Annotated in this window: 5 protein-coding genes and 1 pseudogene; 3 read left to right on the forward strand and 3 right to left on the reverse strand. The window is 46.3% G+C overall.

The annotated features are described in order from the left end of the window. Positions 1–226: 226 nt before the first annotated feature. On the reverse strand, positions 227–4,012 hold the full coding sequence (metH, locus tag AAKU64_RS15235) for a methionine synthase (RefSeq protein WP_354333764.1): 3,786 nt from the start codon (positions 4,010–4,012) through the stop codon (positions 227–229). Positions 4,013–4,448: 436 nt separating this feature from the next. Between metH and AAKU64_RS15240 the strand changes: the two genes are divergently transcribed. Further along, positions 4,449–5,264: an NF038132 family protein gene (locus AAKU64_RS15240; protein ID WP_354333762.1), complete on the forward strand. Its 816-nt coding sequence runs from the start codon at positions 4,449–4,451 to the stop codon at positions 5,262–5,264. Between the two features lie 328 nt (positions 5,265–5,592). Here the strand turns inward: AAKU64_RS15240 and AAKU64_RS15245 are convergent, their stop codons facing one another. Then, on the reverse strand, positions 5,593–6,546 hold the full coding sequence (locus tag AAKU64_RS15245) for a TerC family protein (RefSeq protein WP_322120450.1): 954 nt from the start codon (positions 6,544–6,546) through the stop codon (positions 5,593–5,595). Positions 6,547–6,678: 132 nt separating this feature from the next. Further along, entirely contained in the window at positions 6,679–7,365 is a 687-nt protein-coding gene (locus AAKU64_RS15250; RefSeq protein WP_354333760.1) for a Bax inhibitor-1/YccA family protein, read from the reverse strand. A gap of 313 nt (positions 7,366–7,678) precedes the next feature. On the opposite strand from AAKU64_RS15250, the gene nhaR reads away from it, so the two are divergent. Both nhaR and AAKU64_RS15260 read left to right on the forward strand, forming a co-directional pair. After that, entirely contained in the window at positions 7,679–8,578 is a 900-nt protein-coding gene (nhaR, locus tag AAKU64_RS15255; protein ID WP_354333758.1) for a transcriptional activator NhaR, read from the forward strand. A 131-nt stretch (positions 8,579–8,709) separates the two neighbouring features. Continuing rightward, a pseudogene (locus tag AAKU64_RS15260) lies at positions 8,710–8,964 on the forward strand (hypothetical protein); the annotation flags it as partial.

The raw sequence follows: 8,964 nt of genomic DNA on the forward strand, positions 1-8,964 counted from the left end.
GCGCTGAACCGAGACAGTTTTATCTGTCTTTAATAGGTGTTTACCACGACTCGGAGCAAATAAAAAACCGGCATATCCACCTAGCTTAGTATTTGGGGTAATGATGGAATTAGACCTGAGTGAGGGAAAAAATAAATAGCAAGAGCCAGCAAAAAAGGCGAAAAAAAGCGAGCCTTAGACTCGCCCTTCGTACTCTTACTGTAGTGTGATCAGATCCTACCGGTCATCACAAATTAGGTGCTAACCATCGCTCAACCTCGTCCTTCGCTACACCACGGCGTGTAGCCATGTCCACTACCTGATCATCCGCAATCTTGCCGACGTTAAAATATTTAGATTCGGGATGTGCAAAGTAAAAACCTGAAACCGCCGCACCCGGAATCATCGCCCAAGATTCGGTGATATACATATCGATTTCTTCGCATTGCATTTGTCGGAACATCTCAGTTTTGACTGTATGCTCAGGGCAGGCCGGATAACCTGGTGCCGGACGTATACCTTTATAGGTTTCTTTAATCAGCTCGGCATTGGATAAAGATTCATCACTGGCATAGCCCCATAAATCTTTACGTACACGTTCGTGCAGATGTTCAGCAAAGGCTTCTGCCAGACGGTCTGCCAGGGACTTGAGCATAATGCTGCTGTAGTCGTCATGGGCATCTTCAAAACGTTTTTCGTACTTCTCAATACCCAAACCAGCGGTGACGGCAAACATGCCGATATAGTCTGCAATGCCACTGTCCTTCGGTGCGATAAAGTCGGACAGACATTGGTTAGGACGTTGCACACCATCGATGATAGGTTTTTCTGTTTGCTGACGAGTGCCATAGTATGTCAGCGCCACTTGGGTACGGCTGTCGTCGGTATAAATTTCGATGTCGTCATCATTGACGGTATTCGCAGGGAGCAGCGCGATTACGCCATTGGCACTGAGCCAGCGACCATCGATGATTTTCTTCAACATCGCCTGACCTTCGGCAAATACTTTGGTGGCCGCTTCGCCTACAACTTCATCCGTCAGAATTGCGGGGAACGGTCCTGCTAAATCCCAGGTCTGGAAGAACGGACCCCAATCAATGTACTGCGCAATCGTCGCCAGATCATAATTTTTAAAGATACGGCGACCGATAAACTTTGGTTTGACAGGCGCATTGGCGCCGACAAAATTGAGCTTCATTTTATTGGCGCGTGCTTGTTTTAACGTGACCATCGGCGTAGCTTTTTTGTTCGCGTGCTGTACGCGAATACGCTCGTAATCGGTAGCCAGATCGTCCATATATTGATCACGGCTCTCTGGTGTCAGCAGCGATTGCGCGACCGAGACTGAGCGTGAAGCATCAGGTACATACACCACTGGGCCATCGTAATTGGGTGCAATTTTTACTGCGGTATGCGCGCGGCTGGTGGTTGCGCCGCCAATCAGCAGCGGTATTTTTAGCATGCGGAAATGAGGGTCGCGCTGCATTTCTTTTGCGACATAGGCCATCTCTTCCAGTGACGGTGTGATCAGGCCAGAGAGGCCGATGATGTCGGCATTTTCCGCTTTGGCTTTAGCTAAAATTTCTGAGCAGGGCACCATGACGCCCATGTTGACGACTTCAAAATTATTACATTGCAAAACCACGGTGACGATATTTTTGCCAATGTCGTGGACGTCACCTTTGACGGTGGCGATGACAATTTTCCCACGGGGTTTGTTGTCGCCACTCCGCTTTTTTTCTTCTTCAATATACGGGACTAAATGCGCAACGGCTTGCTTCATAACACGGGCAGATTTAACGACTTGTGGCAAAAACATTTTGCCTTGGCCAAATAAGTCGCCGACGATATTCATGCCGCTCATCAGCGGTCCTTCAATCACTTGTATGGGGCGTCCGCCAGCATCCATGATTTGTTTACGGGCTTCTTCCGTATCTTCTACTATCCATTGCGTGATGCCGTGCACCATTGCATGCGAGAGACGTTTTTCTACAGACTCGCTACGCCATTCCAGCGTGGCTTCTTCTTTCTTGCCGCCTGCTTTGAGGGTGGCCGCAATTTCTATCATGCGCTCGGTCGAGTCGTCGCGACGGTTCAGTACCACGTCTTCTACACGCTCACGCAACTCAACATCCAGTTCGCTATATACGCCGACCATACCCGCGTTGACGATACCCATCGTCATACCTGCCTGGATTGCGTGATACAGGAAAACGGTATGAATCGCTTCACGCGCCGGATCGTTGCCGCGGAAAGAGAAACTCACATTGGACACACCGCCACTGATTTTGGCGCCGGGCAAATTTTGGTGTATCCAGCGCGTCGCGTTGATGAAATCGACTGCGTAATTATTGTGCTCTTCAATACCGGTGGCGACGGCAAAAATGTTGGGGTCAAAGATGATGTCGTAAGGATCAAAATCGATCGTATCAACCAATAAACGATAAGCGCGTTCACAGATTTCTACCTTACGATCATAGGTGTCGGCCTGACCTTTTTCATCAAATGCCATGACGATGACGGCGGCACCATATCGCTTACATAATGTGGCTTGTCGCAAAAACTCGGCTTCGCCTTCTTTCATCGAGATCGAGTTAACGATGGCCTTGCCCTGCACACATTTTAGTCCCGCCTCAATCACCGACCATTTAGACGAGTCGATCATGATAGGCACGCGAGCGATATCTGGTTCTGATGCGATTAGGTTTAAAAAGCGTGTCATGGCCGCGAGCGAATCGAGCATCGCCTCGTCCATATTGATATCGATGACCTGCGCGCCGTTTTCTACTTGTTGGCGCGCTACCGCCAAGGCTTCGTCGTACTGTTCGTTCAGAATTAGACGTGCAAATGCTTTTGATCCGGTGACGTTGGTGCGCTCACCTACGTTGACGAACAGAGAATCCTGATCAATCGTAAATGGTTCCAGACCAGATAGCCGCATGCAGTTGGTAATTGCTGGAATTTGACGCGGAGTGATCGGCTTAAGCAACTCTGCAATCGCTTTAATATGTGGCGGTGTCGTACCGCAGCAGCCACCAGCAATATTGATGAATCCACTCTCGGCAAATTCCTTTAGCAATGCAGAAGTGTCAGCAGGTAGCTCGTCAAAGCCGGTGTCACTCATAGGATTGGGCAGACCGGCGTTGGGATAAATACACACAAAAGTGTCTGCAATCTTAGAGAGCTCTTCGGCGTAAGGGCGCATTAAGGTCGCACCTAATGCGCAGTTCAAACCTATCGTTAAAGGCTTGGCATGGCGCACTGAATTCCAAAACGCTGGCACGGTTTGACCGGACAAAATACGACCTGATGCGTCGGTGACGGTGCCAGAAATCATGATCGGCAAGCGTATACCAGATTCTTCAAAATACTGATCAATCGCAAATAAAGCGGCTTTGCAATTTAAGGTATCAAAAATAGTTTCGACCAGTAGCACATCTGCGCCACCCGCGACCAGACCACGGGTTTGTTCCAGGTAGGCCGCAACCAATTGATCAAAGGTCACATTACGTGCTGCAGGGTCATTCACATCAGGCGAGATGGATGCTGTCTTGGGGGTGGGGCCGAGGGCGCCAGCGACAAAACGTGGCTTGTCTGCGGTTGAATATTTATCGCAAGCGGCACGGGCAATTTTTGCAGCTGCAACGTTCATCTCGTAGGCCAGATGAGCCATGTGGTAATCATCTTGTGCGACAGTGGTAGAGCCGAAGGTATTGGTCTCGATCAGATCGGCACCCGCAGCGAGATATTGCTCGTGAATTTCTTGAATAATATGCGGCTGTGTTAGTGACAATAATTCGTTATTGCCTTTGACAAATAATTCTCTGACACCTTCCGGACCCTTGAAGTCCTTAAAGCGTTCGCCACGATAATCCGCCTCAGTCAATTTGTATTGCTGAATCATCGTCCCCATCGCACCATCTAAAATCAGAATGCGTTCTTTCAACAATGCGCGCAGACGTGCTTCTGTGCTGACAGCTGTCGTTGCACTTGCGTTGAGATTCGTAGCGGGAGTGGATTTTGCGGTAGTCATGGAAGATGCTCTTAATGAAACAAAAAACCCGATCAGCTCATACAAAAAATGCAGGCGGGACCGGGCGTTCCTTTTAGCTGCACTTATTACGCGCCCGCAATCTGAGTATCAAATCGGCGCAAGTTAAAGATTATACGATAAAGAGAGTGTGACAAATTTAGTCTGGAGCAGGATTGGCTTGTTTCCCTTATGCATTTTTGTTACTTGCTAATACGATTTTAATAAAGTGGATGTCAGAGCCATCATTTTGATTCTTGAGCGTCAATTTTTTGTCGATAAATATTACGTACACCGGAATTAATAGTTTTTATTGCAAGAAATATTATTATAAGTGATTGAATTTAAAAGAATTTAATGCTTGATTCCAATTTGGCATGATAAGTGCTTTATTGACGATCAGCTTCAACCATAATCATCAATAACATGTGAGGAAAAAATGAACATTTTAAAAAAATCTGTAAAAAAATTGAGTTTGGCAATAGCATTGACTCTTGGCGCTGCTGCTGTCGCAGGTAATGCATCTGCTGCGATATTTGACGGTGGTCTGCCATCAGGCTGGGTATGCACTGGTGGTTGCGGTACTTCCGGTGCAAATGGCGTAGTTGGTTTGTCGCCAGTTGGCAGCAGCAAATACGGCTGGGTTTCTACTAACGGTGGGGTATCTGGAAATGTATTGGCGGCAGTTGGTGCTTCTAGCACTAACGGTTCTACATTGCGCAGTACTTTGTTTTCATCTAATGCTGGTGACGCATTGAATTTCAGTTTTGACTTCATCACTTCTGATGGCGCTGGTTTTTCTGATTATGCTTGGGCTCGTTTGTTAGACTCTTCCTTGAACCAGATCGCTTTGCTTTTCACGGCGAGAACTACACCAAACGGCAATAGTGTTCCAGGATTTGGTATGCCAGGTATTGCAGCAACGATTAATCCAGGCGTAGTGACAATTGTTCCTGGTGCACCTTCTTGGGCGCCTTTGGGTAGCAGCAGTGGTACTTGCTACAGCAATGGTTGTGGTTACACTGGTTGGGTATCTTCGACTTATAACGTCGCAGCGGCAGGTAATTATTATCTGGAATTTGGTACTGCTAATTACGTTGATACTGCTTATCAAACAGGTTTGGCATTTGATGGCATTACTATCGGTGGCAAGCCAATTGAAGATGTTCCTGGTAATGTGCCTGAGCCAGCGTCACTCGCATTGCTTGGATTGGGTCTGGCAGGTTTGAGTTTTATGCGTCGTCGTAAATCATAATTCGTATTAAGTAATTTAAGCTGCGTTAAGCTGATTGTAGTTAGTTGGCTAAAATTAAAAAACCCACGATGTAAATCGTGGGTTTTTTTGTGTCTATATTTTCTGAGAAGAGCGGTTTAATTAAACCTAGATTTTCTATCAGACCGTTATTACGTCGTAGAAATACCGCGGTATGCCACATTCAAATGAATAATCTCGTCTTGATTTGAGTATAAACATTGCAGCGATAACTTCATACTTGTCGTCGCTCGACTAAGGAACTCTAGATAAAAAAAGAGCGCACCACCAAAATCGGTAATGCGCCCAAAAGGGATCGATACAAGTAAAACTAGTTTTTGCTGCGAGTGGCAACTAGGCTGGCTACAATAGAACTTGCCAGAATGCTGCCGATAACCAATAACGAGATAGCTGTTGGTATGTGCATCCATTCTACGATGAGCATTTTTATACCGACGAACATCAACACAAAGGCGAGACCAAATTTTAATAAGTGGAAGCGATTCGCCATATCTGCCAACAAGAAATACAGTGCACGCAGGCCCATAATCGCAAAAATATTAGACGTAAATACGATAAACGGATCGGTAGTAACTGCAAAAATTGCTGGAATTGAATCAACTGCAAAGATCACGTCGGATACTTCGATTAAAATCAGGACTAACAGTAATGGAGTAAAAACGCGCTTACCGTTTTCTACTACGCTGAACTTTTCTTTACGGAAGTCCTCAGTAAATGGGATCCATTTCTTCAAAAAGCGCAGGACAGGGTTTGCGTTTAGATCGGGTTCTTTTTCTGCTGCGACTAACATACGGAAACCCGTAACCAGCAAAAATACACCGAACAAATACAGTACCCAGGCAAATTGTGTGACGACCCAAGTGCCAGCCAGGATCATCGCGATGCGCATGACGATGGCACCCAATACGCCGTATAACAAGACTTTGCGCTGATATTGCAGCGGTACAGCAAAGTGACCAAAAATCAGCAGAAAGACGAATACGTTATCGACGGACAAGGATTTTTCAATAACGTAACCTGCCAAAAATTCCATCGCTTTAGCATCTGCTACAGCGCGTCCGAAAGTGTCCGTCAAATACATCCATAGGCCAAAGTCAAACAGTAAGGCCAGGCTGACCCAGACGGCTGACCAGATAGCAGCTTCTTTTACGCTAACTTTATGTGAACGCGAACCGCCCAGGGCAACTACGTCGAGTACAAGCATGCCCAAGACGAAAGCAATAAAAACTGCCCACATCCAAGGTTGGGCGATACTGTGAATCATTGAATTTCCTATTAAACCGGTTTGGTAGAAGAAGTGGTATAGGTTATGTGTGGTCTATACAGAGTGACGTTTGGCTGGGGCACACGGTTTTATGCAAGATGTTTTTTGCAATATGCGCACCCCAGCTAAACTTTATTCTTTATCTATAAAACCCAACAATTGCAACAGACTTAGGAACAGGTTAAGGATCGTGACGTATAAGCTGACTGTAGCCATGATGTAATTGGTTTCGCCACCACGAATGATGTTGCTAGTTTCAAATAAAATCATGCCAGACATCAGCAATACCATCGCAGCAGAAATCGTTAATGACAATGCGGGGATTTGGAAGAAAATTGCGCCCAGACTTGCCACAAAAGCGACCAGCATACCGATCATCAAAAAGCCACCCATAAAGCTAAAATCACGTTTGCTCACCAGCACATACGCAGACAAAGATAAAAAGATAGCACCCGTTAACCCCATTGCGCTCATCACAATCCCTGCACCGCCTGCCATACCAAGGTAATGGCTGATGATCGGTCCTATGGTCAATCCCATAAAGCCTGTCAACGCAAAGACAAATAAGATGCCTAAGCCGCTGTTTCGGAATTTATTAGTTAGGAATAGCAGACCAAAATAACCAACCAGCGTAATAATCATGCCCGGGTTTGGTAGAGCGAAAGCGATGCTGGCTGCGGCCGTCAGTGCGCTGAATAACAGCGTCATTGAAAGCAGCATATAAGTGTTGCGTAACACTTTGTGGCTAGCATCGACATTGCTGTCGCTGTAATCCACGGTTTGCACATTGCGTAAGGCGGAACGGTCTAAAATTTTCATGCTTTTCTCCTAGAATGTCGAAAACCTTAAAAGCTAAACTTATTTATTCGGACATTGCCAATAAGAACCAAGCGACAATGCCAGTCAGAAAGTAAGTTTTTCGCCTTTTTATACAAGGTGACCAAAGTATAGTGCGCCTCAATTAGTAATAAAAGTCGAATATAATTGATAAATGGTTCGTATAAAACGAAGTGTTTAGAAATATTGCAATCTTAAAATTTATGCAAAACCGCCGCAAAGCGTCGCAGCGCCTTGCTGGGACAATTTTGCGTAAGTCCTAAATCTATTCAATTTTTATTGGGTGCGGCCAACGATGACCAGCCTTAATTACAAGCATCTGCATTATTTTTGGGTCGTCGCCAAAGCGGGCAGTATTGCCCGTGCTAGCGAGCAATTGAACCTGACACCACAAACCATCAGCGGTCAAATTAGTTTATTTGAAGATATTCAAGGCGAGCAATTATTTAAGAAGCAAGGTCGCAATTTGCAATTGACCGAGGCAGGGCGATTGGTATTGGGTTACGCAGAAGAGATTTTTTCTTTGGGACAAGAGCTGGAAGAAGTATTGCAGCACAGACCGACCGCGCGCACGCTGCAACTGCGTGTTGGCGTGTCAGATGCGGTAGCTAAAGCCGTTGCTTATCGTTTGTTAGAACCTGCCTTGGCGTTACCGCAAACTTTGCGGATCAATTGCCGCGAAGGCAAGCTCGATGTCTTGCTTGCTGAGCTGGCTTTGCATAAGCTCGATATTGTGATTACTGATAGCCCGATGTCACCCACGGTCAATGTACGTGGATTTAATCACCAGCTTGGAGAATGTGGCATTAGTTTTTTTGCGACGGCTGCTCTGGCGCAGCAATATGGCGAGGCATTTCCTGCGTGTTTGCAGGGCGCGCCTATTTTATTGCCCGGAGAAGATTCTGCCCTACGTTCTAAACTGATGTTTTGGCTGAGTGAAAAGCAACTGCACCCGCGAATTGCTGGAGAATTCGACGATAGCGCTCTCATGAGCGCCTTCGGTCAGGCGGGGGCCGGTTTTTTTGCGGCGCCATCCTCCATTGCTGATATGGTCATACGTCAATACGATGTGCAGCAGGTGGGGCATACTGACGAGATTCGTGAACAGTTTTATGCGATTTCTGTACAACGCAAGTTGACGCATCCGGCAGTATTGGCGATTACTCAAGCGACGCAACAGAACCAAGTTTCCTAATTCAGGAACGTAGGTAGTGTGCTTTTATCTGATTTTCCGACAGTTAGTCATGTCTCCTAGTTGGAATTTTGTGGTTCAATAGATATCGAATCGATCATGCTGTAGATGCTACAGTCAAGCCGGAAAAATACATGCATAAAGCAGCAAATAACGGCATCACCAAGGCGCTCTTCGTTCAACTGCCTTTAGCTATGCTTGTTTGCATTAGCGTTGCATGTAATAAGCCAGCGGAGCAAACGGTAGCTACCAGCAAGCCAGTGCCACAAACCACTATTACTGCTTTGATCTGGGCGCCCGATTGGCCAGAAGAAATGCAGCGTATCGCCGATCAATTCAGTCAGGAAAACCCAACGATCAAAGTTGATGTGCAGTTTATGATCGGTGAT

The organism is Undibacterium sp. GrIS 1.8, assembly GCF_040544445.1.
GTDB lineage: Bacteria > Pseudomonadota > Gammaproteobacteria > Burkholderiales > Burkholderiaceae_D > Undibacterium.